The 25,355-nt window shown below is 64.4% G+C and carries 24 protein-coding genes; 13 read left to right on the plus strand and 11 right to left on the minus strand.

Annotated elements, in window-relative coordinates; all coding sequences use genetic code 11:
* Positions 1–105: 105 nt before the first annotated feature.
* The 9 genes from EJA05_RS27000 to EJA05_RS27040 all read right to left on the minus strand — a co-directional run bounded on the left by EJA05_RS27000 (position 106) and on the right by EJA05_RS27040 (position 8,569).
* The gene (locus EJA05_RS27000; protein ID WP_110992094.1) at positions 106–978 is read right to left on the minus strand and encodes a transporter substrate-binding domain-containing protein; all 873 of its coding nucleotides are present in this window, start codon (positions 976–978) and stop codon (positions 106–108) included.
* The gene (locus EJA05_RS27005) at positions 975–1,748 is read right to left on the minus strand and encodes an amino acid ABC transporter ATP-binding protein (RefSeq protein ID WP_125860988.1); all 774 of its coding nucleotides are present in this window, start codon (positions 1,746–1,748) and stop codon (positions 975–977) included. Before EJA05_RS27005 ends, EJA05_RS27000 begins: the two co-directional genes overlap by 4 nt.
* The gene (locus EJA05_RS27010; protein ID WP_125860990.1) at positions 1,745–2,404 is read right to left on the minus strand and encodes an amino acid ABC transporter permease; all 660 of its coding nucleotides are present in this window, start codon (positions 2,402–2,404) and stop codon (positions 1,745–1,747) included. Before EJA05_RS27010 ends, EJA05_RS27005 begins: the two co-directional genes overlap by 4 nt.
* Positions 2,385–3,050 (minus strand): amino acid ABC transporter permease, encoded by a 666-nt coding sequence (locus tag EJA05_RS27015; RefSeq protein ID WP_125860992.1) that lies wholly within the window; start codon positions 3,048–3,050, stop codon positions 2,385–2,387. Before EJA05_RS27015 ends, EJA05_RS27010 begins: the two co-directional genes overlap by 20 nt.
* Positions 3,051–3,661: 611 nt before the next feature.
* A complete protein-coding gene (locus tag EJA05_RS27020) occupies positions 3,662–4,447 on the minus strand; it encodes a MetQ/NlpA family ABC transporter substrate-binding protein (protein ID WP_125465983.1) in 786 nt (261 codons plus the stop codon).
* Positions 4,448–4,629: 182 nt separating this feature from the next.
* The gene (locus tag EJA05_RS27025) at positions 4,630–5,577 is read right to left on the minus strand and encodes a sigma 54-interacting transcriptional regulator (RefSeq protein WP_125860994.1); all 948 of its coding nucleotides are present in this window, start codon (positions 5,575–5,577) and stop codon (positions 4,630–4,632) included.
* Between the two features lie 63 nt (positions 5,578–5,640).
* The gene (locus EJA05_RS27030) at positions 5,641–6,222 is read right to left on the minus strand and encodes an alpha/beta hydrolase (RefSeq protein ID WP_125860996.1); all 582 of its coding nucleotides are present in this window, start codon (positions 6,220–6,222) and stop codon (positions 5,641–5,643) included.
* 186 nt (positions 6,223–6,408) lie between these two features.
* A complete protein-coding gene (locus EJA05_RS27035; RefSeq protein ID WP_125465985.1) occupies positions 6,409–7,047 on the minus strand; it encodes a peroxiredoxin in 639 nt (212 codons plus the stop codon).
* A 166-nt stretch (positions 7,048–7,213) separates the two neighbouring features.
* Entirely contained in the window at positions 7,214–8,569 is a 1,356-nt protein-coding gene (locus tag EJA05_RS27040) for an OprD family porin (RefSeq protein WP_125860998.1), read from the minus strand.
* A gap of 492 nt (positions 8,570–9,061) precedes the next feature.
* Here EJA05_RS27040 and tauA point away from each other — a divergent pair, with 492 nt between their 5' ends.
* From tauA to tauD, 4 genes are all read left to right on the plus strand, one after another.
* Positions 9,062–10,033, plus strand: coding sequence for a taurine ABC transporter substrate-binding protein (gene tauA / locus EJA05_RS27045; RefSeq protein WP_125465987.1), 972 nt, complete (start codon positions 9,062–9,064; stop codon positions 10,031–10,033).
* Between the two features lie 14 nt (positions 10,034–10,047).
* A complete protein-coding gene (gene tauB, locus EJA05_RS27050) occupies positions 10,048–10,842 on the plus strand; it encodes a taurine ABC transporter ATP-binding subunit (protein ID WP_125860999.1) in 795 nt (264 codons plus the stop codon).
* Entirely contained in the window at positions 10,839–11,675 is an 837-nt protein-coding gene (tauC, locus tag EJA05_RS27055; RefSeq protein ID WP_125861001.1) for a taurine ABC transporter permease TauC, read from the plus strand. The genes tauB and tauC overlap by 4 nt, the downstream gene beginning before the upstream one ends.
* Positions 11,676–11,841: 166 nt before the next feature.
* On the plus strand, positions 11,842–12,675 hold the full coding sequence (gene tauD / locus EJA05_RS27065) for a taurine dioxygenase (protein WP_125465990.1): 834 nt from the start codon (positions 11,842–11,844) through the stop codon (positions 12,673–12,675).
* A 108-nt stretch (positions 12,676–12,783) separates the two neighbouring features.
* Here tauD and betT read toward each other — a convergent pair whose 3' ends face one another.
* Positions 12,784–14,745, minus strand: coding sequence for a choline transporter BetT (gene betT, locus EJA05_RS27070; RefSeq protein ID WP_167409787.1), 1,962 nt, complete (start codon positions 14,743–14,745; stop codon positions 12,784–12,786).
* A 310-nt stretch (positions 14,746–15,055) separates the two neighbouring features.
* Complete coding sequence (gene epsC / locus EJA05_RS27075) at positions 15,056–15,994, minus strand: serine O-acetyltransferase EpsC (protein WP_125861005.1); 939 nt, start codon at positions 15,992–15,994, stop codon at positions 15,056–15,058.
* A gap of 371 nt (positions 15,995–16,365) precedes the next feature.
* On the opposite strand from epsC, the gene tcyJ reads away from it, so the two are divergent.
* The 9 genes from tcyJ (at position 16,366) to EJA05_RS27120 (ending at position 25,325) form a co-directional block, all read left to right on the plus strand.
* Positions 16,366–17,160 carry a cystine ABC transporter substrate-binding protein gene (gene tcyJ, locus EJA05_RS27080; RefSeq protein ID WP_125861007.1) on the plus strand — a complete coding sequence of 265 codons (795 nt, stop codon included), beginning with the start codon at positions 16,366–16,368 and terminating at the stop codon, positions 17,158–17,160.
* Complete coding sequence (gene tcyL, locus EJA05_RS27085; RefSeq protein WP_125465993.1) at positions 17,157–17,825, plus strand: cystine ABC transporter permease; 669 nt, start codon at positions 17,157–17,159, stop codon at positions 17,823–17,825. Before tcyJ ends, tcyL begins: the two co-directional genes overlap by 4 nt.
* A 2-nt stretch (positions 17,826–17,827) precedes the next feature.
* Positions 17,828–18,589 (plus strand): L-cystine ABC transporter ATP-binding protein TcyN, encoded by a 762-nt coding sequence (gene tcyN, locus EJA05_RS27090; protein ID WP_125465994.1) that lies wholly within the window; start codon positions 17,828–17,830, stop codon positions 18,587–18,589.
* Positions 18,590–18,887: 298 nt separating this feature from the next.
* Positions 18,888–20,129 (plus strand): SfnB family sulfur acquisition oxidoreductase, encoded by a 1,242-nt coding sequence (locus EJA05_RS27095; protein WP_125861009.1) that lies wholly within the window; start codon positions 18,888–18,890, stop codon positions 20,127–20,129.
* Positions 20,130–20,214: 85 nt separating this feature from the next.
* Positions 20,215–21,396 (plus strand): SfnB family sulfur acquisition oxidoreductase, encoded by a 1,182-nt coding sequence (locus EJA05_RS27100; protein WP_125861011.1) that lies wholly within the window; start codon positions 20,215–20,217, stop codon positions 21,394–21,396.
* The gene (locus EJA05_RS27105) at positions 21,396–22,787 is read left to right on the plus strand and encodes an LLM class flavin-dependent oxidoreductase (RefSeq protein WP_125861013.1); all 1,392 of its coding nucleotides are present in this window, start codon (positions 21,396–21,398) and stop codon (positions 22,785–22,787) included. Before EJA05_RS27100 ends, EJA05_RS27105 begins: the two co-directional genes overlap by 1 nt.
* Positions 22,780–23,580 carry a MetQ/NlpA family ABC transporter substrate-binding protein gene (locus tag EJA05_RS27110; RefSeq protein ID WP_125861015.1) on the plus strand — a complete coding sequence of 267 codons (801 nt, stop codon included), beginning with the start codon at positions 22,780–22,782 and terminating at the stop codon, positions 23,578–23,580. Before EJA05_RS27105 ends, EJA05_RS27110 begins: the two co-directional genes overlap by 8 nt.
* Position 23,581: 1 nt before the next feature.
* On the plus strand, positions 23,582–24,691 hold the full coding sequence (locus EJA05_RS27115) for a methionine ABC transporter ATP-binding protein (protein WP_125861017.1): 1,110 nt from the start codon (positions 23,582–23,584) through the stop codon (positions 24,689–24,691).
* A complete protein-coding gene (locus tag EJA05_RS27120) occupies positions 24,681–25,325 on the plus strand; it encodes a methionine ABC transporter permease (protein ID WP_125861019.1) in 645 nt (214 codons plus the stop codon). The genes EJA05_RS27115 and EJA05_RS27120 overlap by 11 nt, the downstream gene beginning before the upstream one ends.
* The last annotated feature ends 30 nt before the right edge of the window (positions 25,326–25,355 follow it).

Raw genomic sequence — 25,355 nt, forward strand, 5'->3', positions numbered from 1 at the left:
CAAGCCGGCTCCCACAGGTGAGGCGCATGGCTTGAGGCTGGCACTGACCATGTGGGAGCCGGCTTGCCGGCGATTGGGCCGCAGAGCGGCCCCAAGATCAGAGGATCAACCCTGCCACTTGCCCCCTTCGACAATCACGCTCTCGGGCTTGGTGTCGTCGCTCAACTCTTTGCGCACGTACTGGTCATACAGCTTGAGCAAGAACTTCTCCTCACCCAGCTTGGCCAGCTCGGCATTCACCCAGTCGCGCAGCTCGGCATTGCCCTTCTTCACCGCCGGGGCAATCGGTGCTTCCTCGCCCAGCAGTTGCGGCAGCACACGGTAGCCCGGGTTCTGTTTGGCCCAGCTGAACAGGATCAGGTTGTCCTGGGCATAGGCATCGCCACGACCATTGGCCAGGGCGGCCAGCGACTCGCTGTTCTTCTCGAACTTGAGCAGCTTCCAGTCCGGGTGGTGCTTGGTCAGCCAGATATCAGCGGTGGTGCCGGTGGTGACGATGATGGTCTTGTCGGCCAGCTCGTCGAGCTTCTGCACCGGGCTGCCGTCGGCAACGATGGCCTGCACGGCCACGCGCAGGTTGGGGTTGGTGAAGTCCACCGCCTCTTTGCGCTCGGGGGTGACCGTCATGTTGGCGAGGATCAGGTCGACCTTGTCGCTCTGCAGGAAGGGGATGCGGCTGGCGGGCTCGACGGCGACAAACTCGACCTTGTTCTCGTCGCCCAGCAAGTCCTTGGCGAAGCGCCGGCCGATGTCGGTGTCGAAGCCGACGTAGCGGCCGCTTTCATCGACGAAGCCGAACGGCGGCTTGTCGGTGAACACGCCGACGATCAGCTTGTCGCGGGCCTTGATGGTTTCCAGGTAGCTGGTGGCGGGCGAGGCGGCAGCGGGCTTGGCCGGCTCATCGGCCTTGTTGCAGCCGGCCAGCAGGGCCAGGCCAAGCAGTGGAGCGAGCAGTTTGGCAAAGGGTGCGGTGTTCATGACAGTTCCTTGTGCAGTGTCTTGGGCAGGCTTTCGACGAAAGAGAATTTCTCCAGGAACTGCTGCGCGCGTGCGGTCTGCGGTTGGGTGAAGAAGCGCTCGGGGTGGTTCTGTTCAAGGATCCTGCCGGCCTCCATGAACACGATGCGGTCGGCCACCGCGCGGGCGAAGGCCATTTCGTGGGTAACGATGAGCAGGGTCATGCCGTCGCGGGCCAGGCCCTGGATCACTTGCAGCACCTCCTTGACCATCTCGGGGTCGAGGGCTGCGGTGACTTCGTCGAACAGCATCACCTGCGGGTTCATGCACAGCGAGCGGACGATGGCGATGCGTTGCTGCTGGCCGCCGGACAGCTGCCGCGGGAAGGCATCGCGCTTGTCCAGCAAGCCCACCCGCGCCAGCAGCGCTTCGGCCTGGGCCTGGGCTTCGGCGCGCTCGCGCTTTTGCACCTTGAGCGGGCCCAGCAGCAGGTTGTCCAGCACGCTCATGTGGCCGAACAGGTGGTAGCTCTGGAACACCATGCCTACCCGCTGGCGCACCTGGCGCCAGTCGGTGCCTGGGGCCAGCAGCTCTTGCCCGTCCAGGCGCAGGCTGCCGCTGTGGGCCTGTTCCAGGCCATTGAGGCAGCGCAGCAGGGTGCTCTTGCCGCAGCCGCTGGGGCCGAGGATCACCACCACCTCGCCGGCGCGAACCTGCAGGTCGACGTTGGCGAGCACCTGCTGCTCGCCGAAGAATTTGTTGAAACCGTGGAATTCGATCAATGCGCTCATGAGTGGGCCCAGCGGCGTTCCAGCACGCGCGAGGCGGCGGAAAGCGGGTAGCAGACGAAAAAGAAGAACAGCAACAGCACGCCGTAGATCAGCGCCGACTCATAGGTACGTTCGATGATCTGCTGGCCGGCCTTGATCACCTCGACCACACCGATCAGCACCGCCAGCGAGCTGGTCTTGATGATCCGCGTATAGATGTTGATGGTCGGCGGGGTCATGCGTTTGAGCGCTTGCGGCAGCAGCACATGGGCGTACAGCTGCCAGCCGGACAGGCCGATCGACAGCCCGGCCTCGCGCTGGCCACGGGGCAGAGAACCGAGCGCGCCACGCACCACCTCGCCGACTTCGCTGGCGCCCCACAGGCCCAGTACCAGCACCGCGCACCAGAAGCTGGGGATGCTCAGGCCGAAGAAGATCGGCAAGCCGAAGAACACCAGGTACAACCAGACCAGTACCGGGATCGCCCGGAACAGCTCCAGGTAAACCTGCAACAGCGCGTTCAGCAGCCGGTTGCCGAGGGTGGCCAGCACGCCGTAGAGCACACCGCCGAGGGTGGCAAAGCCGATGCCCAATGCCGAAATCGCTACGGTCTGCACGGCGCCGGCAGCCAGTTGCGGCAGCGACACCTGCAGCAGTTCAAATGCCGAACTGGCCATGTTGCAGCCTCCTTTCCAGGCGACGCAGCAGCAGCGACAGCGGCAGGAAGACCAGCACGCATAGCAGAGTCAGTACCGCGAGCATCTCGTAGGTCTTGTAGTACAGGGCGATGTAATTCTTGGTGGTGTAGAGGATCTCCGGCACCGCCACCGCCGAGACCACGGTGGTCTCCTTGAGCAGGAACACGAAGTTGGCGAACAGTGCCGGCAGGCTGAGGATGCCCGCTTGCGGCAGGATCACATGGCGCAGCAACTGGCCTTCGGACAGGCCGATCGAACGCCCGGACTCCAGCTGTGCCCGCGGCACCGCTTCGACACCGGCGCGCAGCACTTCGGTGAGGTAGGCGCCGCCCATGAAGGTCATGGTGATGATCGCCGCGGCAAAGCCGGAAATCTTCACACCCACGCTCGGCAGGGCAAAGTAGACGAAGAACAGCTGGATCAGCAGCGGCGTGTTGCGTGCCAGCTCCACGTAGCCCTGCACCAGGCGCCACAGGTACGGCGTGCGAAAGACCAGGATGGCCGAGTTGAGGAGCGCCACCAGCATCGAGGTGGCGATGGCGATCAAGCCGACCTGCAAGGTCACCCCCAGCGCCTTGAAGAACGCCGGCAATGTGCTAAGCATGAAGGCGGTGTCGAAACTCATGGATAGGGCCTCGACACAAGGTTACGGAGGTACGGCATGGGCAGGTTCCAGGTCGGCACGAGGGTCGCTCGGCGTCGTTCAACACATAGTGGCGCTGTGCCGGTAGGCACGATTTATAGACTCTAAAGGTATAAAAATATTTTTATAAATACCTTTATTGCATATCTATATCACCGCTTGTTTCCCTCGGAAATTTCCTGCTTCAACTTGGGACCTTTCCCGCGATCCGCCCCTCAAACAGATTCCAAACTGTGACTTGCATGGCCCATCAACTTACAAGGACGAGAACGATGAACAGCCCCTGCTCACCTGCTGCGAATGAACAATTGCTGTGGCTGCTGGCCCTGCGCCGGGCGCTGGGTGGCCAACCCTGAACTGTTGGCGATACAGGCACCACGCGGCATGGCACCGGCTTCGCCGGTAATCGCCGGCAAGCCGGCTCCCACATGGATCGTACCGCTCTCCCCAAGGCAAACGATGTACCTGTGGGAGCCGGCTCGCCGGCGATGAGGCCAGAAAACCAACACCAGACAGCTGCTCCCGGCAAAAACAAAAACGCCGACGCAAGATGCGTCGGCGTTTTTCGTTTCAGGCTTGGCTGATGCCGCGTATCAGAACGCCGGCAGTACCGCGCCCTGGTACTTCTGAGCGATGAACGCCTTCACTTCCGGGCTGGTCAGCGCTTTGGCCAGTTTCTGGATGGCCTCGCTGTCCTTGTTGTCCGGGCGGGCCACCAGGAAGTTCACGTACGGCGAGTCGGCACCCTCGATCACCAGGGCATCCTTGGCCGGGTTCAGGCCGGCTTCCAGGGCGTAGTTGGTGTTGATCATGTCCAGGTCGACCTGGTCCAGTACGCGCGGCAGCATGGCCGATTCCAGCTCGCGGAACTTGAGCTTCTTCGGGTTCTCGGCGATGTCTTTCGGGGTCGCCAGGGCGTTCTTCGGGTCTTTCAGGGTGATCAGCCCAGCCTTCTGCAGCAGGAGCAGGGCGCGGCCGCTGTTGCTGCCTTCGTTGGGGATGGCGACGGTGGCGCCTTCCTTCAGCTCGGCCAGGGACTTGACCTTCTTCGAGTAGCCACCGAAGGGTTCGACGTGCACGCCGATGACAGTCTCCAGGTGCGTACCTTTGCCTTCGTTGAAGTTCTGCAGGTACGGCAGGGTCTGGAAGTAGTTGGCGTCCAGGCGCTTCTGGTCGACCTGCACGTTGGGCTGCACGTAGTCGGTGAACACTTTGATCTGCAGGTCGACGCCTTCTTTGGCCAGGGTCGGCTTGATCAGTTCGAGGATTTCAGCGTGGGGTACCGGCGTGGCGGCGACCACCAGTTTCTCGGCGGCAGAGGCCAGGCCTGCAAACGAAAGGGCGGCGGCCAGGGCGGTGGTCAGCAGGGTCTTTTTCATGGTGATCCTTGTTATCGAGCTGGGCCATCGCAGATGGCTACGTCAGGTGCCCACCCGTTCGGGTGGGCGTGAAACGGACGATACCGGGATTTTTTATTCCGGAACAATATCTTTTATTTAGCTGCTTATTCCAAAAACAAATGGCCATCAACGCCTTTACTTATGAGCCGCCAGGCGCTGCTCTAAGGTGCGGGCTCATCCACCTGCGCCAGGCTTTCGCTCAGCAGCTGGCGCAGGGCCCGGAGGGTCTGCGCCTCGCGGCTGCGGCCCAACTGCCCAAGCTGGCGGGCCAGGCTGGCCAGCGGAGTGGCGTCCGGCAGGTCAAGGTGCTCGGGGAGTATCTCCTCACCGTCACTGACCAGCAGGGCGAAGTGGATGACGTTCTCCAGCTCGCGGGTATTGCCCGGCCAGGCATGGGCCTCCAGCGCCTGCTGGGCGGCCTCGCTGATCAATGCCAGCGGCCGGTCCAGGCGCACGCTGTATATACCGACGAAGTACTCCGCTAACGGCAGGATGTCACCGACCCGCTCGCGCAGCGCCGGCAGCTCCAGCTCGCCCTCATGCAGGTAATGGTAGAGCCGCTCGTTGAAACGCCCGGCCTGCACCGCCTTGGCCAGATCGATACTGGAGGCGGCGACCAGGCGCACGTCCACCGGCTGCGGCTGGGCGGCACCGACACGGGTCACTTCGCGGTTTTCCAGCGCCGCCAGCAACTTGCCCTGGATCGCCAGCGGCAGGTCGGCGATTTCGTCCAGGTACAAGGTGCCGCCGTTGGCCGAGCCAAACCAGCCCGCGCGGCTGCTGGCGGTACCGCCCTGGCTACCGGCGCTGTAGCCGAACAGTTCGGCGTCGGCATAGGTCGGGCTGATGGCGGCGCAGTTGACCGAGACGAACAGCCCCGCGCGATCACTGGCGCGGTGAATCTGCCGCGCCAGCAGCTCCTTGCCGGTGCCGGTCTCGCCACGGATCAATACCGGCAGCGGTTGCGGTGCCAGGCGTTCGAGGGCCTGGCGCAGCGCCTGTGAGCGCGGGTCGACGAACACCAGCGCCTTGGCGCGGATGCTCAGCGGGCTCTTGTCCAGTTCGGGGAAGGTCAGCAATGGCTGGCCGAAAGGGGTGTGAAAGCTCATGGAAAACTCCCGCCCCGGTCGCATGCAGCCGGGGCTCAAGGCATTCGTGGAACGGCCGGCGGATCAGGCGCGCCGCAGCGCGCGCTGGTCGATCCGGGCCTGCAGGCGGAAAAGGTAGGCGAAGCCCTGTTCCCAGCGCTCATGGCCGGACTTGACGTTGATATGCCCGGCATTGGCCAGCAGCCCCGCCTCGGCATCCCAGGCGCGCGCCAGGTGCAGGGCCCGTGGCACGCTCACCGCAGGGTCGTTGTCAGAGCTGACCACCTGGCTTGGGAATGGCAGCGCCTGCAACGGGATCGGCGCAAAGTTGCGCAAGGCCGGCGCGCAGTTGGGCCGCTCGACATCGGCCGGCGCCACCAGCAGCGCGCCACGCACCCGCCGCAGCAGGCTCGGGCTAGCCTGGGCGGCCCAGTGGGCGACCGTGATGCAACCCAGGCTGTGGGCAATCAGAATCACCGGCGAGCTTTCGGCGGCGATCGCCTGCTCCAGTGCCTGCACCCAATCGCGCCGCTGCGGGGTGTGCCAGTCCTGCTGCTCGACCCGGGCGCTGTTGGGCAGGCTGCGCTGCCAGTGACTCTGCCAATGGTTGTCTGGCGATCCTTGCCAGCCCGGCACAATCAGGTAACGAATCGACTCATTGCGCATGGGGACGCCTCCGAAAGTTTGCGTGCTTGGGGTGCAAGTATAAGGAGGCAGTTATATCCGTAAAGGAATAAGAAGCTATTTATTAATAACCAAAATCACATCCCGCTAAACGACGCCCATAAAAAAGGGCCGTCGAAACGGCCCAAAATCCCTGCTATGGCTAAGAGCATTACAACGAGGATTCACTTAACGGTTGGGTTGCGGCGTCAGGCGCAGATAAGGTTTCACCGCCCGGTAACCTTTCGGGAAGCGCTGCTTGATTTCGTCCTCGTCCTTGAGCGACGGCACGATCACCACCTCATCACCGTCCTGCCAGTTGGCGGGGGTGGCGACCTTGTGGTTGTCGGTCAGTTGCAGCGAGTCGATAACCCGCAGGATCTCGTTGAAGTTGCGCCCGGTACTGGCTGGGTAGGTGATGGTCAGGCGCACCTTCTTGTTCGGGTCGATGACGAACAGCGAGCGCACCGTGAGGGTGTCGCTGGCGTTGGGGTGGATCAGGTCGTACAGGTCGGACACCTTGCGGTCGGCGTCGGCGATGATCGGGAAGTTGACCACGGTGTTCTGGGTTTCGTTGATGTCATCGATCCAGCGGTGGTGCGAATCGACCGGGTCGACCGACAGGGCGATGGCCTTGACCCCGCGCTTGGCGAAATCATCCTTGAGCTTGGCGGTCAGGCCCAGCTCGGTGGTGCACACCGGGGTGAAGTCGGCCGGGTGGGAGAACAGCACGCCCCAGCTGTTGCCCAACCATTCGTGGAAACGGATCTTGCCGGCGCTGGAATCCTGTTCGAAATCGGGGGCGATATCGCCGAGTTTGAGGCTCATGGAAGCGGCTCCTGTGCTGTGTCTGGCCTTGATGGGTTCAATGTGCCTGCATTCGAATCAAAATAAAAAGAATAAATATCGATTTATTTATAACCAGAACGCATACGAAATAGCAGGCACAAAAAAGCCTCGCACTAGGCGAGGCTTCTTCTGCTGCAGCTACGACTTACATGAAGGCGTAAGTGTAGTTGACGATGAAGCGAGTTTGATCCTGGTCTTTGGTGAACTCGCTGGTCGAACCACCGCTGCCACGGTACACGCCCTGACGCAGGCTGAAGCCCAGGCCCTTGAAGGTACCTTGCTGGATGGTGTAGTCGACGCGAGCGTCACGCTCCCACTCGTTGTAGGTGCCATGTCCGCTCTTGTAGCGAATGTCATCACCGCGCAGGTAGGAAACGGACGCCTTCAAGCCCGGTACGCCCAAGCCCGCGAAGTCATAGGAATACTGACCGAAGTTGGTATTTTCGCCAGCACGGGCGAACTGGTTGATCATGCTGTCGGTGAACAGGTAGAAGCTGGAGCCGCCAGCGCCTTCAGGACGGTTGTTGCCGTTGCGCACAGCGCCCTGGTTCAGCCAGACGAAACCACCGTCGTCGCCGACTTGCTGGCGACCCAGCATGAGCGCGTGGCCGCCCAGGGTGTAGGTGAACATGGCGGACCAGGTCTTGTTGTCGACCTTGCCGGTGTTCTTGGCGTAGCCGCCGTTGTTATCGAAGCCGTAGATGCCAACGTCGCCATTCTTGCCGTCGCTGCTGCTGTCGAAGTAGCGCAGGTCAGTCTTGAACGATTGGTTGTCAGCGATCTTGAAGACGTGGGTCGCACCGAGGAAGTGCTGCTTGTAGAAGTCTTCCAGGTTCGAGTAGTAGTACTGCAGGGTCAGGTCCGGAGTGAGCTTGTAGTCCAGACCGCCGAAGCGGAATTTGTTGCTGTCGGCGAAGGCGCCGGAGACGGACAGACCGGTACGGTTGCTCGAAGCACGGCCCATGGCGTGGGTCAGCTGACCGGCGTTGATGGTCAGGTTGTCGATTTCCTTCGACTGGATGGTGCCACCCTCGAAGGTCTGCGGCAGCAGACGACCATCGTTGGCGACCAGGATCGGCAGGTTAGGTGCCAACGCGCTACCGAAGTGCGCTTCGGTCTTGGAGAAACGAGCCTTGGCGTTGCCGCCGACGCGAGCCCACTGGCTTACCGAGGAGCCATCGCTGTCGTCTGGGAGGAAGCCAGCCTTGTGGTAGCCCTTGCCGCCATCCAGGTGGATACCCCACACGGCCTGGGCGTCAACGCCGAAGCCTACGGTGCCTTCAGTGAAGCCGGAGATGTAGTCGAGCTTGAAACCTTGACCGGTCTCACGCTGGTCAGGACGCTTTGCAGTCCCGGTAGCGTGGGCTTCGCGGTTGTTGTTGTCGAAATACATGGTGCGCGAGCTCAAGGACACTTTGCTGTCCTCGATGAAACCTGCAGCGCCTGCTTGTTGGGCGAGAACCCCCAGTGCCACGGCCAGGGCCAGGCTGGACTTGTACATGTTTTGCTCCTCTACGTTCTAATTTTTGTGCGTCACAAGCGGCAGGATCTTTTGCCCCACTCGCCCGGGATTGGCGATTTAGCACCAATGCGTGACCGCCAAGTCAATGCTCAACGGTCGATTCGCGACTTTGGTCTAAGCCGTCGTCCTGCGCTACAGGATAATGACAATCCTATAAATCCAAAATGACCGTTTTATGAATCTGTAAGACTTTTACGGAATAACATTGGAACCTTTACTGCGAAAGGTTGTATCGACGCCGTCAATCATACCTTTAGGTTATGTGCAAACGTTTGGCGACCCTCTGCCACTCAGCCCCCCGACCGGAGCCGAAAAAGGCTAGCAGCCCTTTTCCATTCCGCCAGCCGCAGCCCCCGCGCCCTTAAAGCGTTTGGCTCCTAAGCTAATGCAAAAAAGTTATTTATTTCTAATTTCTTAGATCATCTAGTCTTCTCGCCATCCATAACCCAATTGCCTGACGAGAGGTTCACCATGATCCCGCATGCCCCGCTGCGCCTGTTCGCTGCCCTGACCCTCGCCGGCACCAGCTGGCTGGCCCAGGCCGCCGACCTGACCGTCGCCTACCAGACCACCGTCGACCCGGCCAAGGTGGCCCAGGTGGACGGCGACTACGAGAAAGCCAGCAAGGCCAGCATCGACTGGCGCAAGTTCGACAACGGCGCCGACGTGATCACCGCCGTGGCCAGCGGCGACGTGCAGATCGGCTACCTCGGCTCGAGCCCCCTGGCCGCCGCCGCCACCCGCAAGCTGCCGGTCGAGACCTTCCTGATCGCCACCCAGATCGGTGCCGGCGAGGCGCTGGTCGCCCGTGACAGCATCAAGACCCCGCAGGACCTGGTGGGCAAGAAAGTCGCCGTGCCGTTCGTCTCCACCGGCCACTACAGCCTGCTGGCCGCGCTCAAGAGCTGGAACATCGACCCCACCAAGGTACAGATCCTCAACCTGGCGCCGCCGGCGATCATCGCCGCCTGGAAGCGCGGCGACATCGACGCCACCTACGTCTGGGACCCGGCACTGGGCGTGGCCAAGGAAAACGGCAAGGTGCTGATCACCTCCGGCGAGCTGGCCGAAAAAGGCGCGCCGACCTTCGACGCCTGGATCGTGCGCAAGGACTTCGCCGCCAAGCACCCAGACATCGTCAAGTCGTTCGCCAAGGTCACCCTCGACGCCTATGCCGACTACCGCAAAGACCCGAAAGCCTGGCTGGCCAACCCGGACAACGTCGCCAAGCTGGTCAAGCTGTCGGGTGCCAAGGCGGCGGATATCCCGGTACTGCTGCAAGGCAACGTCTACCCGCTGGCGGACGACCAGGCCAATGCCCTCGGCGCGCCGACCACCCAGGCGCTGACCGACACCGCCACCTTCCTCAAGCAACAAGGCAAGGTCGATGCGGTACTGCCGGACTACTCGCCCTACGTCAGCAAGCAATACCTGCCCAACTAAGACCGGAGCCCGTCATGGCCTTGCTTGAACTGGAGCGCATCAGCGCACAGTACCCCGGCGCCAGCACCCCGGTGCTGGCCGACATCAACCTGAGCCTGGGCCCACGCCAGCTGCTGGTGGCCCTTGGGCCATCCGGCAGCGGCAAGACCTCGCTGCTCAACCTGATCGCCGGTTTCGTCGCCCCCAGCGCCGGGCGCATCACCCTTGATGGTGCCGCGGTGCAAGGGCCAGGCGCCGACCGTGGCGTGGTGTTCCAGGACGACGCCCTGCTGCCGTGGCAGGACGTGCTGGCCAATGTCGCCTTCGGCCTGCAACTGGCCGGCGTACCCCGCGCGCAGCGTGAGGCCAAGGCCCGCGAGATGCTGGCGCTGGTCGACCTGGCCGGCTTCGGCGAGCGGCACATCTGGCAGTTGTCCGGCGGCCAGAAGCAACGCGTGGGCCTGGCCCGGGCGTTGGCCGCCGACCCTCGGGTGCTGCTGATGGACGAGCCATTCGGCGCCCTCGACGCCTTCACCCGCGAACAGATGCAGGAGCTGCTGCTGCAGGTCTGGCAGCGCACCGCCAAGCCGGTGTTCCTGATCACCCACGACATCGAAGAGGCAGTGTTCCTGGCCACCGAGCTGGTACTGCTGGCGCCCAACCCTGGGCGCGTGGTCGAACGCCTGCAGCTGGACTTCGGCCAGCGCTACGCCGCCGGCGAGCCGGCGCGGGCGATCAAGTCCGACCCACGTTTCATCGAAACCCGCGAGCACGTGTTGGCGCGGGTGTTCTCGCAACGCGAAACCGCCCGCCGAGAGGAGTCTGCATGAGCAGCCTGGACCTGCCCGTCGCGGCCAAACGTGACGCCAAACCTGCCCTTGGCAAAAGCCGCCAGCCCCTTTCCACCCGCTGGATCAGCACCCTGACCCTGGCCACCCTGCTGCTGGCCTGGTGGCTGGTGACGGCCGCCGGTTGGGTCGAGCCGCTGTTCCTGCCGCCGCCCGCCGACATCCTGGCCAAGGCCTGGACCCTGCTCACCCAGGGCTACATGGACGCCAGCCTGTGGCAGCACCTGGGCGCCAGCCTCGGCCGCATCGGCCTGGCACTGGCGGCTGCGACCCTGACCGCCATCCCGGTCGGCCTGGCCATCGGTTACAACCGCGTGGCCCGCGGCATCCTCGACCCATTGATCGAGTTCTACCGGCCGATCCCGCCGCTGGCCTACCTGCCATTGATCGTGATCTGGTGCGGCATCGGCGAGCTGTCCAAGGTGCTGCTGATCTACCTGGCGATCTTCGCCCCGATCGCCATCGCCACCGCCACCGGCGTGCGCACCGTCGACCCGACCAAGCTGCGCGCCGCGCAATCGCTGGGCGCGACCAAGGCCCAGCTGATCCGCCACGTGATCCTGCCCAGCGCCCTGCCCGACATCCTCACCGGCGTGCGCATCGGCCTGGGCGTGGGCTGGTCGACCCTGGTCGCCGCCGAGCTGATCGCCGCCACCAGCGGCCTGGGCTTCATGGTGCAGTCGGCGGCGCAGTTCCTGGTGACCGATGTGGTGGTGCTGGGGATCCTGTTGATCGCCCTGATCGCCTTCGCCCTGGAGATGGGCCTGCGCGCCCTACAACGCAAGCTGGTGCCCTGGCACGGGCAGAGCCATTGACCCCAAAGATCGCAACTGTGGGAGCGGGTTTACCCGCGAAGCAGGCGCCACGGTGGATGGCACCGGCTTCGCCGGTGTTCGCGGGTAAACCCGCTCCCACAGGTCCGCGCCATATCAGAAAAGACTGCCCCCGCCCCTGGGATACGACATCCAAGCGAGACCAACCATGAGCCTGACCATCACCCCTCTCAGCCCGGCCCTGGGCGCGCAGATCAGCGGCGTCGACATCAGCCGCGATATCACCAAAGAACAGCGCGACGCCATCGAGCAGGCGCTGCTCGAGCACCAGGTGCTGTTCTTCCGCGACCAGCCGATCAACCCTGAACAACAGGCGCGCTTCGCCGCCCACTTCGGCGACCTGCACATCCACCCGATCTACCCCAACGTGCCCCAAACCCCGCAGGTGCTGATCCTCGACACCGCCGTGACCGACGTACGCGACAACGCCGTGTGGCACACCGACGTGACCTTCCTGCCGACCCCGGCACTGGGCGCGGTGCTCAGCGCCAAGCAGCTGCCGGCCTACGGTGGCGACACCTTGTGGGCCAGTGGCATTGCCGCCTTCGAGGCACTGTCGGCGCCGTTGCGCGCGATGCTCGACGGCCTGACCGCCACCCATGACTTCACCAAATCCTTCCCGCTGGAGCGCTTCGGCACCACCCCCGAAGACCTGGCGCGCTGGGAAACCACCCGGCGCAACAACCCGCCGCTGTCGCACCCGGTGGTGCGCACCCACCCGGTCAGCGGGCGCAAGGCGCTGTTCGTCAACGAAGGCTTCACCACGCGCATCAACGAGCTGAACGAGTATGAAAGCGAGGCGCTGCTCAAGCTGCTGTTCGCCCATGCGACGCGGCCGGAGTTCAGCATTCGCTGGCGTTGGCAGGAGAACGACGTGGCGTTCTGGGATAACCGCGTGACCCAGCATTTTGCGGTGGATGACTACCGGCCCAATCGGCGGGTGATGCACCGGGCGACCATCCTCGGGGATGCGCCGTTCTGAGACCTGCCGGTGCAGAGCGTGGGAGCGGGCTTGCCCCGCGATGGCTGTGCTGAATCCACCATCGCAATCGCGGGGCAAGCCCGCTCCCACGAACCCTGAACCTGGATCTCAGCGAACCAGATGCAGGTACTGCATGTGCCGCTCGTACTGGTCGAGGATGTCGTTGATGATCTGCTCCTTGCTGTAGCCCACCAGGTCGTAGTTCTGGCTGCCCTCGCTCAGGTGCACCTCGGCCCGGTAATAACGGCGGTTCTTCAAGTCCTGCGTACCCAGCCCACCGAGGGCGAACGACGGGGTGAAATACCCACGCATCTGCACCTGGTAGATGAACGGCTGCTCATCGCCATGGCCGATCTTCAGGCTGACGTTGTCATGGCTCGGGTCGTCCTGGGTGATCAGCACCAGGCCCTTCTGCTCGAACACCTCGCGCACCTCGGCAATCGCCGGGCGCACCACGTCGTCCATGAAGCGGTACACCTCGTCACGCGACGGGAAATGCACGGCCTGGCTCAGGCGCTGGCGCCAGCCGCCACGGCCGCGCCGCGACTGGGCGAACGGGGCCAGCGAATGCATCTGCGCGATCTGCCGCTGGCTCTCCAGGTAGAAGGCTTTGTGCAGCCCCCACATCATGCACAACAGGATCAGCGAGAACGGCAGCGAGGTCAGCACCACCGCAGACTTGAGCGAGTCGATGCTGCCGGCGAACAGCAGGGCACTGGTGATCAGCGCAGTCATCGCACCCCAGAAGATCCGCAGCCAGTTCGGCCCGTCTTCGTCAGCGCCGCCGCCCTTGGCCGACAGCGTCGACAGCACCACCGTGCCGGAGTCGGCCGAGGTGACGAAGAACACGAAGCTGATGAACACCGTCACGGCGATCACCGTCTTGCTCCACGGGTAGGTTTCCAGCAGCAGGTACAGGCTCATCGACGGGTTATCCAGTGCCGACTGGCCCAGCGCGGTCATGCCGTGGTTGATCACCTGGTCCAGCGCGCTGTTGCCGAAGATCGACATCCACGCCAGGGTGAAGCCCAGCGGGATCAGCAGCACGCCGAAGACGAACTCGCGGATGGTGCGGCCGCGCGAAATACGCGCGATGAACAGGCCCACGAACGGCGCCCAGGCAATCCACCAGGCCCAGTAGAACACCGTCCAGCCACCCAGCCAGTCACGGTTTTCACCATAGGCGTACACGTCGAAACTCTTGCGAGGCAAGGCGCCGAGGTAGTCGCCGAGGTTCTGGATCAGGGTGTTGAACAGGTGCTGGGTGGGCCCGGCGAACAGCACGAACAGCAGCAGCGCGCAGGCCAGGAACAGGTTGATGTCGCTCATCACCCGCACGCCCTTCTCCACCCCGGCGACCGCCACGGCCACCGCCGCGCCCATCATCAGGGTGATCAGCAGCACCTGCACCCACTGGCTGTGGCTGATGCCGAACAGGTAGTCGAGCCCGGCGTTCAGGTGCAGCACGCCGAAGCCCATGTCGGCCCCCAGGCCGAACACCGTGGCGATGATGCCGAAGCCGTCCACCGCGTAGCCGATCGGGCCGTTGATGCGCTTGCCGATCAGCGGGTACAGCGCCGAACGCAGCGCCAGCGGCAGGTTGTGGCGGTAGGCGAAGTAGGCCAGCGCCATGCCGACGAAGGCGAACACGCCCCAGCCATGCAGGCCCCAGTGCAGGAACAGGATCTGCATCGCCTGGCGCCCGGCCTCGGCCGTGCCCGCCTCGCCCTGGGGCGGCTGGAGCATGTGGGTCAGGGGTTCGGAAACACAGAAGAAGAACAGCGTGATGCTGATACCGGCGGCGAACAGCATGCCCGCCCAGGACAGGTAGCTGAACTCGGGTTCGTCGTGGTCGGCGCCGAGCTTGATCTTGCCGTAGCCGGATACCGCAGTGACCACCACGAACACCAGGTACAGGGTCATGGCCAGCATGTAGTACCAGCCGACGGTGTTGGCCGCCCAGTTCTGCGCCGCCAGCAACCATTCGCCGGCCGCTTGCGGCATGGCGATGACCACCAGGCCGAACAGCAGGATGAAACTTGCCGCGAAGTAGAACACCGGGGGGTTCATGCGGATCTTGCCATTGGCAAGAGCAGGCGTTGGTGCACTCATCGGGCGTGCACCTCGTCAAAGGACGTGAGGTTCGGATTGTACGGGTTCAGCAAAGGAATCCTCCTGTTGAACACCGGCAATGGACCAGCGTTTTTTCATTGAACAAGCGTTCAAGTTAAACATGGATCGGATTTCAATGCGACCCGATGCCGCTGGGCGGGGTCCTTGTGAGGGACAACGTGGGAGCGGGCTTGCCCCGCGATTGCAAGGGTTGGCCGGACACTGCAATCGCGGGGCAAGCCCGCTCCCACGCGCCATACACACGATGCTAGAGGGCTTTCTTGCCTTCGCAATCCAACTGCAAATTGGCCTGGGTAATGTTGCTCTCGGCCGGCACGCTGCGGGTCAGCCACACGTTGCCGCCAATGGTCGAGCCCTTGCCGATGGTGATACGCCCCAGGATGGTCGCCCCGGCATAGATCACCACGTCGTCCTCGACGATCGGGTGGCGCGCCAGGCCTTTGTGCAGGGTCCCCGACTCGTCGCTGGGGAAGCGCTTGGCACCCAGGGTTACCGCCTGGTAAATGCGCACCCGCTCGCCAATGATCGCCGTCTCGCCGATGACCACGCCGGTGCCGTGGTCGATGAAGAAACTCGGGCCGATCTGCGCACCGGGGTGGATGTCGATGCCGGTGGCCGAGTGCGCCAGCTCCGAGCTGATCCGCGCCAGCAGCGGCAAGCCAGCCTGGTACAGGTGATGGGCCAGGCGGTGGTGGATGATCGCCAGGATGCCCGGGTAACACAGCAGCACCTCGTCGACGCTGCGCGCCGCCGGATCACCGTGGTAGGCGGCCAGCACATCGGTGTCGAGCAGCACGCGCAAGGCCGGCAGGGCGGCGGCGAAATCCTGGATCAGGCGCAGGGCGTGGGCGTCGACGTCGGTGACGTCGGTCTTGCCATGGCGCGCCGCGTAACGCAGTTCCAGGCGAGCCTGGGTCAGCAGCGCGGTCAGTGCGGCGTCGAGGGTATGGCCGACGTAGAAGTCCTCGCTTTCCTCGCGCAGGTCCACCGGGCCCAGGCGCATGGGGAACAGCGCGCCGCACAGTTGCTCGAGGATCTGGCGCAGCGCCTCGCGCGACGGCAGCTCGCGGCCACCCTGCTCGCCGCTGCTGCGGCCATTGCTGCTGCGCCATTGCTCACGGGCGCTGCGCAGGCCGCTGACGATGCCCTGCAGTTGCCAATGGGCTGTTGATGGTTGTTCGCTCACGGTTATCTCCTGGCGGGGCATTTCTCTTCTTGTTCATCAGTGCTGGCTGCTTCGCGGGTAAACCCGCTCCCACAGAGATTGTGTGGTACCTGTGGGAGCGGGTTTACCCGCGAAGGGGCCAGCACCGACTGAATGCCATCAACGATACGACAAATCCCCCCCTTGGAAAAAACAACGCTTTATTCCATCCTGCGCTAAGTCAGGCATAAGCAACGCTGACGGGGTGTCCATTCGTGGCTACCCTCAACCCTGCCATGGGATGGCAATGTGCAGCCATGGAATAACAACCGGCTTTTTTATTATTTCCAGGCCTATACGGCCCAGCTTTATATTTGCCACCCACTACTTCCACAACAAGCGCGGGGCCACACATGTCCAAATTCGCCAAACCCCTTCTCAATGCCAGCCTGGCGCTGCTGCTCGGCGCCGGCCTGCTCGGCCAGGCCTTCGCCGGCGAGCAACTGAAGACCATCCAGGAAAAAGGCGTGATCAACGTCGGCCTGGAAGGCACCTACCCTCCGTTCAGCTTCCAGGATGAAAACGGCAAGCTGGCCGGCTTCGAAGTGGAACTGTCGGAACTGCTGGCCAAGGAGCTGGGGGTCAAGGTCAAGCTGCAGCCGACCAAGTGGGACGGCATCCTCGCCGCGCTGGAGTCCAAACGTCTGGACGTGGTGATCAACCAGGTGACCATCTCCGAAGAGCGCAAGAAGAAGTACGACTTCACCGAGCCCTACACCGTCTCCGGTATCCAGGCGCTGATCCTGAAGAAGAAAGCCGAAACCCTGAACATCAAGACCGCGCAGGACCTTGCCGGCAAGAAGGTCGGCGTTGGCCTGGGCACCAACTACGAGCAATGGGTCAAGCAGGACGTGCCGAAAGCCGAAGTACGCACCTATGAAGACGACCCGAGCAAGTTCGCCGACCTGCGCAACGGCCGCATCGACGCCATCCTGATCGACCGCCTGGCCGCGCTGGAGTACGCGCAGAAAGCCAAGGACACCCAGCTCGCCGGCGACGCCTTCTCGCGCCTGGAAAGCGGCGTGGCCCTGCGCAAGGGTGAGCCCGAGCTGCTGGCCGCACTCAACAAGGCCATCGACAAGCTCAAGGCTGACGGCACCCTGGCCAAGCTGTCCGAGAAATACTTCGGTGCCGATGTCACCAAATGATTGCTGAAAGCCTGCAACTCGTTGCCGATTCCACGCCCTTCCTGTTGAAGGGCGCTGGCTACACGGTGCTGCTCAGTGTCGGCGGCATGTTCTTCGGCCTAGTGCTGGGCTTTGCCCTGGCACTGATGCGCCTGTCGAAGATCCTGCCGCTGGACTGGCTGGCACGCATCTACGTCTCGTTCTTCCGTGGCACGCCGCTGCTGGTACAGCTGTTCGTGATCTATTTCGGCATGCCGCAGATCGGTATCGAGCTCGACCCGATCCCGGCCTCGCTGATCGGTCTGTCGCTGAACATGGCGGCGTACATCTGCGAAATCCTGCGTGCGGCGATCTCCTCGATCGACCGTGGCCAGTGGGAGGCCGCTGCCTCCATCGGCATGACCCGCACCCAGGCCATGCGCCGGGCGATCCTGCCGCAGGCGCTGCGCACCGCGCTGCCGCCGCTGGGTAACAGTTTCATCTCGCTGGTCAAGGACACCGCCCTGGCGGCGACCATCCAGGTGCCCGAGCTGTTCCGTCAGGCGCAGCTGATCACTGCCCGCACCTTCGAAGTGTTCACCATGTACCTGGCGGTTGCGCTGATCTACTGGATCCTCTGCAGCATCCTCGCGCACTTCCAGAACCGCATGGAAGCGCGGGTCAACCAGCACGACCAGGAGCACTGACGATGATCGTAGTAGAAGGCCTGACCAAGCGGTTCAAGGGCCAGACCGTGCTCAACGGCATCGACCTCACCGTACAACCGGGCGAAGTGGTGGCCATCATCGGCCCCAGCGGCTCGGGCAAGACCACCTTCCTGCGCTGCCTCAACCTGCTGGAAACGCCCGACGCAGGGCGCATCCAGATCGGCGATATCAGCATCGACGCCAACCGCCCCCTGGGTGGCCAGCAAAGCGCGATTCGCCGCCTGCGCCAGCAGGCCGGCTTCGTGTTCCAGAACTTCAACCTGTTCCCTCACCGCACCGCGCTGGACAACGTCATCGAAGGGCCGGTGATCGTCAAGAAGACCCCTCGGGACAAGGCCATCGAGTTGGGCAAGCGCCTGCTGGCCAAGGTCGGCCTGGCCGGCAAGGAAGACGCCTACCCCCGGCGCCTGTCCGGTGGCCAGCAGCAGCGGGTGGCCATTGCCCGCGCCCTGGCCATGGAACCGGAGGTGATCCTGTTCGACGAGCCCACCTCGGCGCTCGACCCTGAACTGGTGGGTGAAGTGCTGGCGACCATCCGCGGCCTGGCCGAGGAAAAGCGCACCATGATCATCGTCACCCACGAGATGAGCTTTGCCCGCGATGTGGCCAACCGGGTGATTTTCTTCGACAAGGGCGTGATCGTGGAGCAGGGTGAGGCCAAGGCGCTGTTCGCCAACCCCAGAGAGGAGCGTACGCGGCAGTTCTTGCGCAAGTTCCTCGGCACGACTGCCGCACAGGATTGATCCACCGCAATCGCGGGGCAAGCCCGCTCCCACGCTTACTCTCAGGTATGGCGTGGGAGCGGGCTTGCCCCGCGATTTTTTTCGACCCTTGAGTTCTTCTATTGATATTCCCAAACGTTAGTTCATAAAGGTTTTACAAACGAATAGGGTATATAGACCGGACCACCGGACCAGCAAACGTCTGCCGACCTCACCCCGAGGCGGCACAGTCAACTTTTGTGAGGTAAGGAATGGTCAGGATCACAATCACCCCAGTGGCCAACGCCAGGGCATTGAGTGCAGCCAAGGAGCGGCACTGATGTCCAGCCAGCCAACTACCCAATCGCACAGCGACACCGACAGCTCGCCCCTGCTGCTGCCCGCCAAGGTGCTGCAGAGCGACCAGGAGGCCCTGCAGGCCGCCCGTGAACTGGCCGACCTGGCCCGCCACAACGCCGCCAGCCGCGACCAGCAGCGCAAGCTGCCGTGGGCCGAGATCGAACAGTTCACCCGCAGCGGCCTGGGCAGCATCAGCATCCCCAAGGCCTACGGCGGGCCGGAAGTATCGTTCGTGACCATCGCCGAAGTGTTCCGCCTGATCAGCGCCGCAGACCCGGCGCTGGGGCAGATCCCGCAGAACCAGTTCGGCATCCTGCAACTGGTGCGCCTGACCGCCACCGAGGCGCAGAAGCAGCGGATTTTCCGCGCCGTGCTCGACGGCTGGCGCATCGGCAATGCCGGGCCGGAGCGCGGCACCAAGGACACCCTGACGCTCAAGGCGCGCATCACCCGCAAGGGCGACGACTTCAGCATCAGCGGCGAAAAGTTCTACTCCACCGGCGCCCTGTACGCCCACTGGGTGGCGGTCAAGGCGCTGGACGACGAAGGCCGCCAGCGCCTGGCGTTCGTGCGCCGTGGCAGCCGCGGCCTGCGCATCATCGACGACTGGTCGGGCTTTGGCCAACGCACCACCGCCAGCGGCACCGTGCTGCTGGAACAGGTGCCGGTGGACGCCGACCTGGTTGTGGATAACTGGCGCCAGCGCGATGTACCGAACATCCAGGGCGCAGCCTCGCAACTGATCCAGGCGGCCATCGACGCCGGTATCGCCGAAGCGGCGATCGAGGACGCGATCACTTTCGTGCGCGAGAAGTCGCGGCCGTGGATCGAAGCCAAGGTCGAGCGCAACAGCGACGACCCTTATGTGATCGCCGACATCGGCCGCCTGAAGCTCGACCTGCATGCCGCCGAAGCGCTGCTGCGCCGGGCCGCCAAGGTGCTCGATGAAGTCAACGCCGGCCCCATCGACGATGCCGCTGCTGCGCGGGCCTCGATCGCGGTGGCCGAGGCCAAGGTGCTCACCACCGAGATCTCGCTGCAGGCCAGCGAGAAGCTGTTCGAGCTGGCCGGCAGCCGCGCAAGCCTGGCCGAGTACAACCTCGACCGGCACTGGCGCAATGCCCGGGTGCACACCCTGCACGACCCGGTGCGCTGGAAGTACCACGCGGTCGGCGCCTACTACCTCAACGGCACCCTGCCAGCCCGCCATTCCTGGATCTGATTTTCGGCCCATCGCGGGGCAAGCCCGCTCCCACGCTGGAACCGTGGGAGCGGGCTTGCCCCGCGATGGGCCCACGGAGAGCACCATGACTGCATCCCTCATCACCAGCGACGCCCAGGCCCTGGCCGTCGCCGAAGAACTCGCCCACCACCTGCGCCAGGACAGCGCCGTACGCGACCGCGAGCGCCGCCTGCCCCACGCCGAACTCGAACGCTTCGTGCACACCGGCCTATGGGGCATCAGCGTGCCCAAGGCCTTTGGCGGCGCCGGCGTGTCCAGTGCCACCCTGGCCAAGGTCGTGGCGCGCATCGCCCAGGCCGACGCCTCGATCGGGCAGATCCCGCAGAACCACTTCTACGCCCTGGAAGTGCTGCGGGTGAACGGCACCCCGGAGCAACAGAAACGGCTTTATGCCGAAGTGCTCGCTGGCCGGCGCTTCGGCAATGCCCTGGCCGAAATCGGCACCAAGAACGCCCACGAACGCACCACGCGCCTGACCCGCGATGGCGAGCACTACCGCATCAACGGCCGCAAGTTCTACTGCACCGGCGCCATTTATGCCCAACGCATCCCGACGCTGGTGATCGACGAACAGGACCTGCAGCACCTGGCGTTCGTGCCCGCCGACAGCCAGGGCATCGAAGTGATCGACGACTGGAGCGGCTTCGGCCAACGCACCACCGGCAGCGGCTCGGTGGTGTTCGACAACGTGCCGGTACGCGCCGAAGACGTGGTGCCGTTCGGCAGCGCCTTCGAGCGCCCGACCACGGTCGGCCCGCTGGCACAGATCCTCCACGCGGCCATCGACACCGGCATCGCCCGTGCCGCCTTCGAAGACGCCCTGCACTTCGTGCGCACCCGCAGCCGGCCGTGGGTCGACTCGGGTGTCGACAAGGCCAGCGACGACCCACTGACGCTGAAGAGCTTCGGCCACCTGGCGATCCGCCTGCACGCCGCCGAAGCGCTGCTGGAGCGCGCCGGCGAAATCCTCGACATCGCCCAGGCCGACAGCACCGCCGACACCCTCGCCGCAGCCTCGATTGCCGTGGCCGAGGCGCGGGCGATCAGCACCGAAATCTCGCTGGCCGCCGGCACCACCCTGTTCGAACTGGCCGGCAGCCAGGCCACCCTGGCCGAGCACAACCTCGATCGCCACTGGCGCAACGCCCGGGTGCACACCCTGCACGACCCGGTGCGCTGGAAGTACCACGCCATCGGCAACTTCTACCTCAACGATGAGAAGCCGCCGCGTCGGGGGACCATCTGATGGCCAAGCAGATCCTGCTCAACGCGTTCAACATGAACTGCATCGGGCACATCAACCACGGCCTGTGGACCCACCCGCGGGACACCTCGACCCAGTACAAGACCCTCGACTACTGGACCAACCTGGCCCGCCTGCTGGAGCGCGGGCTGTTCGACGGGCTGTTCATCGCCGATATCGTCGGCACCTACGACGTGTACGGCCAGTCGCTGGACGTGACACTCAAGGAGTCGATCCAGCTGCCGGTCAACGACCCGCTGCTGCTGGTTTCGGCCATGGCATCGGCAACCCGGCACCTGGGCTTCGGCCTTACCGCCAACCTCACCTACGAGGCGCCCTACCTGTTCGCCCGGCGCCTCTCCACCCTCGACCACCTGAGCAACGGCCGGGTCGGCTGGAACATCGTCACCGGCTACCTCGACAGCGCCGCCCGGGCCATGGGGCTGGAGCAGCAACTCGAGCACGACCGCCGTTACGACCAGGCCGACGAGTACCTGCAGGTGCTGTACAAACTGCTCGAAGGCAGCTGGGACGACGATGCCGTGGTCGCCGACCGCGCACAGCGTGTGTATGCGCGCCCGGACAAGGTGCACAAGGTCAGCCACCACGGTGAGTTCTACGACGTCGAGGGCTACCACCTGTGCGAACCCTCGCCGCAGCGCACCCCGGTGCTGTTCCAGGCCGGCAGTTCGGCGCGTGGCCTGGCCTTTGCCGGCAACCATGCCGAGTGCGTGTTCATCAGCGGCCAGGACAAGGCCGCCACCCGCGCCCAGGTCGACAAGGTGCGTGCAGCGGCGCAAGCCGCGGGTCGCGACCCGCAGGCGGTCAAGGTGTTCATGGGCATCAGCGTGATCGTTGCCGCAACCGAGGACGAAGCCCGCGCCCTGCACGCCGAGTACCTGCACTACGCCAGCCCCGAGGCCGGCGTGGCGCACTTCGCCAGCTCCACCGGTATCGACTTCTCGCGCTACGGGCTGGACGAGCCGATCGGCTTCGCCAAGGGCAATGCCATCCAGTCCGCCACCCGCCAGCTGCAGGACAGCGCCTGGACCCGCCGCCGCCTGCTGGAGCAACACGCCCTGGGCGGGCGCTACGTCACCCTGGTCGGCAACCCCGAACAGGTCGCCGAGCAACTGATCGGCTGGCTCGACGACACCGGCCTGGACGGTTTCAACCTGACCCGCACCGTCACCCCGGAAAGCTTCGAGGCCTTCATCGACCTGGTAGTACCCGAACTGCAGCGCCGTGGCCGCTACAAGACCGCGTACGCCGAAGGCACCCTGCGCGAGAAGCTGTTCGCCAGCGACCACCCGCACCTGCCCGCCGATCACCCCGGATCCACCTACCGCAACACCCATACCTCTGCCCCGACTGGAGCCCTGCACCATGCTTGAGAAACTGTTCCGGCCCGTCGCGGCCATCGCCCTGGGCCTCGGCCTGTCCGCCGCCGCCTTCGCCGCCGAGCCACTGAAGATCGGCACCACCGCCGCCTTCGCCATACCGCTGGAAGCGGCGGTGGCAGAAGCCCATAAACAAGGCCTGGAAGTGAAGCTGATCGAGTTCAGCGACTGGATCGCGCCCAATGTCAGCCTCAACAGCGGCGACATCGACGTGAACTACTTCCAGCACATCCCCTTCCTGGAAAACGCCAAGGCCGCCGCCGGCTTCAACCTGGTGCCCTACGCGCCGGGGATCATCAACAACGTCGGCCTGTACTCGAAAAAGTACAAGAGCTTTGCCGAGCTGCCCGAAGGCGCCAGCGTGGCTATCGCCAACGACCCGATCAACAGCGGGCGCGGCTTGCAGCTACTGGCCAAGGCCGGGCTGATCACCCTCAAGCCGGGCGTGGGCTACAAGGCCACCGAAGACGACATCATCGCCAACCCGAAGAAGATCAACATTCTCCAGGTCGAGGCCGTGCAACTGGTGCGCGCCTACGATGACGCCGATCTGGTACAGGGCTACCCGGCCTACATCCGCCTGGCCAACACCTTCGACGCCACCTCGGCGCTGCTGTTCGACGGCCTGGAAAACAAGGAATACGTGATCCAGTTCGTCATCCGCCCGCAGGAGAAGAACGACCCGCGCCTGGCCAAGTTCGTCGACATCTATCAACACTCGCCCGCCGTGCGCGCAGCCCTGGACAAGGCCCATGGCAAGCTGTACCAGGCCGGCTGGGAAGGCTGACATGAGCCAGGCCAGCGCCCTCAGGGCGCTTCCCACGCAGCCAGTGCCGCTCAAGGCACCTGAACAAGTGCTGCGCCCGGAGGTGAACCAGGCCCATGTGCGCTTCATCGGCCTGGGCAAGACCTACCCGGGCCAGGCGCAACCGGCGCTGCAAGGCATCGACCTGAACATCCGCCGTGGCGAGATCTTCGGCATCATCGGCCGCAGCGGCGCCGGCAAGTCGTCGCTGCTGCGCACCATCAACCGCCTGGAGCAGCCAAGCCAAGGCCGGGTGTTGATCGACCAGGTGGATATCGCGCCTTTCGACGAAGACCGCCTGGTGGCCCTGCGCCGACGCATCGGCATGATCTTCCAGCACTTCAACCTGATGTCGGCCAAGACTGTGTGGCAGAACGTCGAGCTGCCGTTGAAAGTGGCCGGCGTGAGCAAGCCCGAGCGCCAGCGCAAGGTGCGTGAGTTGCTGGAGCTGGTGGGGCTGGCGGAAAAACACCACGTCTACCCGGCGCAACTGTCCGGCGGGCAGAAGCAGCGGGTCGGCATCGCCCGGGCGCTGGTGCACGACCCCGAGATACTGCTGTGCGACGAGGCCACCTCGGCGCTCGACCCGGAAACCACCGCATCGATCCTCGAACTGCTGCGCGACATCAACCAGCGGCTGGGCCTGACCGTGGTGCTGATCACCCATGAGATGGCGGTGATCCGCGATATCTGCCAGCGCGTGGTGGTGCTCGAGCGCGGCGAAGTGGTCGAGCAGGGCGAGGTGTGGCAGGTGTTCGGTGCGCCGCGCCACGAGGTCACCCGCACCTTGCTCGCGCCCTTGCAGACGCGCCTGCCCGCCGCCTTGCAGGCCAGCCTGCGGGCCAACCCGGCCAGCCGCGATGCAGCCGTGGTGCTGCGCCTGCAGCTGGTCGGCGAACCGGAGCTGAGCACGCTGTTCAGCGACCTGGGGGGCCGGGTGCGCCTGCTCCAGGGCGGCGTCGAAACCATCGGCGAGCATGCCCTGGGCCAGTTGATCCTGGCCGTGCGCGGCTCACCGCTGGACACTCATCAATTGCTCGAACGCGCCCGCCGCTGGGCTGCGGATGTGGAGGTACTGGGCCATGTGGATTGATCGCCTGCTGCAAGGCTTGCTCGATACCCTGCTGATGGTCGGCGTGTCCTCGCTGGTGGCGCTGCTCGTGGGGGTGCCGATGGCGGTGCTGCTGGTCACCAGCGACAAGGGCGGGATCTTCGAGGCGCCGGCGCTAAATCGGGTGCTGGGTGCCATCGTCAACCTGTTCCGCTCGATCCCGTTCCTGATCCTGATGGTCGCGCTGATCCCCTTCACCCGCCTGGTGGTGGGCACCACCTACGGCGTGTGGGCGGCCGTGGTGCCGCTGACCATCGCCGCCACGCCGTTCTTCGCACGGATTGCCGAGGTCAGCCTGCGCGAGGTCGACCATGGCCTGATCGAAGCGGCCCAGGCCATGGGCTGCCGGCGCTGGCACATCGTCTGGCATGTGCTGCTGCCCGAGGCGCTGCCGGGGATCGTCGGCGGTTTCACCATCACCCTGGTGACGCTGATCAACTCGTCGGCCATGGCCGGGGCGATCGGTGCGGGGGGGCTGGGGGATATCGCCTACCGCTATGGCTATCAGCGCTTCGACAGCCAGATCATGCTGACGGTGATCGTCATGCTGGTGGCGCTGGTGGCGGTGATTCAGTTGGGTGGGGACAGGTTGGCCAGAGGCTTGAACAAGCGGTGACTGCTTCGCGGGTAAACCCGCTCCCACAGA

This window comes from Pseudomonas oryziphila (assembly GCF_003940825.1).
GTDB lineage: Bacteria > Pseudomonadota > Gammaproteobacteria > Pseudomonadales > Pseudomonadaceae > Aquipseudomonas > Aquipseudomonas sichuanensis.

Excerpts from the sequence above, each read along its gene's own strand:
- EJA05_RS27000 (WP_110992094.1), bottom strand. The coding sequence starts at position 978 with ATGAACACCGCACCCTTTGCCAAACTGCTCGCTCCACTGCTTGGCCTG.
- EJA05_RS27005 (WP_125860988.1), bottom strand. The coding sequence starts at position 1,748 with ATGAGCGCATTGATCGAATTCCACGGTTTCAACAAATTCTTCGGCGAG.
- EJA05_RS27010 (WP_125860990.1), bottom strand. The coding sequence starts at position 2,404 with ATGGCCAGTTCGGCATTTGAACTGCTGCAGGTGTCGCTGCCGCAACTG.
- EJA05_RS27015 (WP_125860992.1), bottom strand. The coding sequence starts at position 3,050 with ATGAGTTTCGACACCGCCTTCATGCTTAGCACATTGCCGGCGTTCTTC.
- EJA05_RS27020 (WP_125465983.1), bottom strand. The coding sequence starts at position 4,447 with ATGAAAAAGACCCTGCTGACCACCGCCCTGGCCGCCGCCCTTTCGTTT.
- EJA05_RS27025 (WP_125860994.1), bottom strand. The coding sequence starts at position 5,577 with ATGAGCTTTCACACCCCTTTCGGCCAGCCATTGCTGACCTTCCCCGAA.
- EJA05_RS27030 (WP_125860996.1), bottom strand. The coding sequence starts at position 6,222 with ATGCGCAATGAGTCGATTCGTTACCTGATTGTGCCGGGCTGGCAAGGA.
- EJA05_RS27035 (WP_125465985.1), bottom strand. The coding sequence starts at position 7,047 with ATGAGCCTCAAACTCGGCGATATCGCCCCCGATTTCGAACAGGATTCC.
- EJA05_RS27040 (WP_125860998.1), bottom strand. The coding sequence starts at position 8,569 with ATGTACAAGTCCAGCCTGGCCCTGGCCGTGGCACTGGGGGTTCTCGCC.
- tauA (WP_125465987.1), top strand. The coding sequence starts at position 9,062 with ATGATCCCGCATGCCCCGCTGCGCCTGTTCGCTGCCCTGACCCTCGCC.
- tauB (WP_125860999.1), top strand. The coding sequence starts at position 10,048 with ATGGCCTTGCTTGAACTGGAGCGCATCAGCGCACAGTACCCCGGCGCC.
- tauC (WP_125861001.1), top strand. The coding sequence starts at position 10,839 with ATGAGCAGCCTGGACCTGCCCGTCGCGGCCAAACGTGACGCCAAACCT.
- tauD (WP_125465990.1), top strand. The coding sequence starts at position 11,842 with ATGAGCCTGACCATCACCCCTCTCAGCCCGGCCCTGGGCGCGCAGATC.
- betT (WP_167409787.1), bottom strand. The coding sequence starts at position 14,745 with ATGAACCCCCCGGTGTTCTACTTCGCGGCAAGTTTCATCCTGCTGTTC.
- tcyJ (WP_125861007.1), top strand. The coding sequence starts at position 16,366 with ATGTCCAAATTCGCCAAACCCCTTCTCAATGCCAGCCTGGCGCTGCTG.
- tcyL (WP_125465993.1), top strand. The coding sequence starts at position 17,157 with ATGATTGCTGAAAGCCTGCAACTCGTTGCCGATTCCACGCCCTTCCTG.
- tcyN (WP_125465994.1), top strand. The coding sequence starts at position 17,828 with ATGATCGTAGTAGAAGGCCTGACCAAGCGGTTCAAGGGCCAGACCGTG.
- EJA05_RS27095 (WP_125861009.1), top strand. The coding sequence starts at position 18,888 with ATGTCCAGCCAGCCAACTACCCAATCGCACAGCGACACCGACAGCTCG.
- EJA05_RS27100 (WP_125861011.1), top strand. The coding sequence starts at position 20,215 with ATGACTGCATCCCTCATCACCAGCGACGCCCAGGCCCTGGCCGTCGCC.
- EJA05_RS27105 (WP_125861013.1), top strand. The coding sequence starts at position 21,396 with ATGGCCAAGCAGATCCTGCTCAACGCGTTCAACATGAACTGCATCGGG.
- EJA05_RS27110 (WP_125861015.1), top strand. The coding sequence starts at position 22,780 with ATGCTTGAGAAACTGTTCCGGCCCGTCGCGGCCATCGCCCTGGGCCTC.
- EJA05_RS27115 (WP_125861017.1), top strand. The coding sequence starts at position 23,582 with ATGAGCCAGGCCAGCGCCCTCAGGGCGCTTCCCACGCAGCCAGTGCCG.
- EJA05_RS27120 (WP_125861019.1), top strand. The coding sequence starts at position 24,681 with ATGTGGATTGATCGCCTGCTGCAAGGCTTGCTCGATACCCTGCTGATG.